Source organism: Bradyrhizobium sp. 23AC (genome assembly GCF_054863025.1).
In genome coordinates, this window is sequence record NZ_JAVAYN010000052.1 from 1 (window position 1) to 2,226 (window position 2,226).

General features: G+C 64.3%; 2 protein-coding genes. Both read right to left on the reverse strand.

Features of this window, described 5'->3' with window-relative positions; all coding sequences use genetic code 11:
- The coding region (locus tag RAD10_RS41345) for a HAMP domain-containing protein (protein WP_461621959.1) at positions 1-1,169 on the reverse strand (1,169 nt) is incomplete at its 3' end.
- Between the two features lie 292 nt (positions 1,170-1,461).
- Positions 1,462-2,226 (reverse strand): methyl-accepting chemotaxis protein (locus tag RAD10_RS41350; protein WP_461621282.1); only part of this gene is annotated, 765 nt, incomplete at its 5' end.

The window sequence follows — 2,226 nt, forward strand, 5'->3', positions numbered from 1 at the left end:
GCAGCGGCATCGCGCTCGGCTTTTGCCACGGCTTGAACCTTGAACTCCTCGACCGCACCGGCCATCTCGCCGATCTCATCCTTGCGGCCGAGACCCGGCAGCACCACGTCGAAATTACCCGAGGCGAGCTCACGCATCGCCTTGCACATCGCGATCATCGGACGCGAGATACCGTTGCCGAGCCACAGGGCCAGCACGGCACCGATAGCAAGGCCGCCGAGCGCCATCATCAGCATCAGCTGCTCGGTCTCTCCGATCGTCGCGTTGGCGCTCGCCTCGATGCGCTGCTGGTCAGCAGTCAGGTCCGAACGCAGCTCGGCCGAGAGCTTGAGGATGGTTGCCGCCGTCTTGGTCATCTCACCGTTCGACTTGACGATGATCTTCACATTCTCGGTCAGCTTTGAGAACGAGGTGCGGTACTGCTTCAGCAGATTGCCGATCTCGGTGACACGGTCGGTGATCTTCTGGTCGCTGGCATAGATCGAGACCAGCAGGGTCTCCAGGAATTTGATGCGGGCGATCACGCCATCGGCGGTCTTCGGCTCCGGCTTGGCCACGAAGGCGCTGACCGAGGTGGAGACCGCCAGATATTGCGAGGTGATGTCCTTGGCCGTGGTCTGGACCGATGCCAGCCCCGCCAGCGCCGCAGTATCGGCGAGATCGTCGAACTTGAAGCGGATCTTGTTGCCGACGCTGTTGAGCTCATCGGCCGCGATCTTGTTGTTCTCGCGCGTCAGGACGATGATCTCTCCGAACACCTTCGTGAAGCGCTGAAACTCGGCTTCCAGCTTGCCGACCTGCTCACGGCGGGCGGCGCCGGTCGTGGCGGACATCGACTTGCCGATCGCGCTCTTCAGATTGTCTTCGGCGGCCTTGGCTGCGGTCTCGTCATCCATCGCGCCCGTCAGCGTATAGGCCCGAGCCAGTCCCTGATAGGCGATGAGGTCGCGATCGACCGTCCGCGCGAGGTCGGCTTCCGACACGCTGGCGCGGTAGGAAGCCACCGCGGCCTGGATCCGCTCGAAGCCGAAATAGGCGAAAGCCATGCTGACGGCGAGGATAGCTAGCACCGCCACGAAGCCGAGGATGATTTTTGCGCGAAAACGCAAGGTTGGCAGCTTCGATTGGTTCGACTTCGACTTCGACTTGGACTTCGACTTGACCGACATTCCCCCACCCCATTCCATTCGCGGAAAACCAGGCGCAGCCCGGAAGCAGCCCGCTTCCTGACTCGCCCGCACGGTAATCGGCAAAGGATAAGCTGTGGTAAATTTGTGGCGCCGCAACTCGCGGTTAGGTGACGCGGGGATTCGTTGAGGCGCGCTTTCTCGCGCCGTTACAAATCGAGTGCCGGCGCCAATCTCCGCCGTCGTCCCGGACAAGCGAGGCGCATATCTACCGTCTTGCGTGTCAAGGGGACGACAGCGGAGGATGAAGCGAGAGCGAGGGCTCAGGGCTTTGCTACGCCGCCCTGATATTCCCCATGAAGCGATCGAGCTCGGCGCGCAGGCGGGTGCTTTCGGATGACAGCGTCTTGGCCGAGTGCAGCACCTCCTCCGAGGCCGAGCCGGTCTCGGCGGCGCCGCGGTTGACCTCGCCGATGTCGGTGGCTGCGGTCTGGGTGCCCTGGGCGACGGTCTGGACGCTGCGCGCGATCTCCTGCGTCGCCGCGCCCTGCTGCTCCACCGCGCTGGCGATCGAGGTCGAGATCGACGAGATCTGGCCGATGGTCGCGCCGATCTCCTTGATCGCGGCAACCGATTCGGCGGTGGCCCCCTGCATGCCCGTGATATGCGAGGAAATCTCGTCCGTCGCCTTCGCGGTCTGGCTCGCCAGCGACTTCACTTCGCTGGCAACCACGGCGAACCCACGCCCGGCTTCACCGGCACGCGCCGCCTCGATGGTGGCATTGAGCGCGAGAAGATTGGTCTGCTCGGCAATCGCGGTGATCAGCTTGACCACCTCGCCGATCTGCTGGGCGGCATGCGACAGCTTGCCGATGCGGCCATCGGTCTCCCTGGCCTGCACGACCGCAGCTTCCGCGATCCGGCTGGAGTCGCGGACCTGACGGCCGATCTCCTCGACCGAGGCCGAGAGCTCCTCCGTCGCGGTGGCGACCGACTGCATGTTGGAGGAGGCCTGCTCGGAGACGCCTGCGACCTGGCTCGACAGGCTCTGGGTGGTCTCGGCAGTGCGAGTCAGCGTGGAGGCCGCCGATTCCAGCTG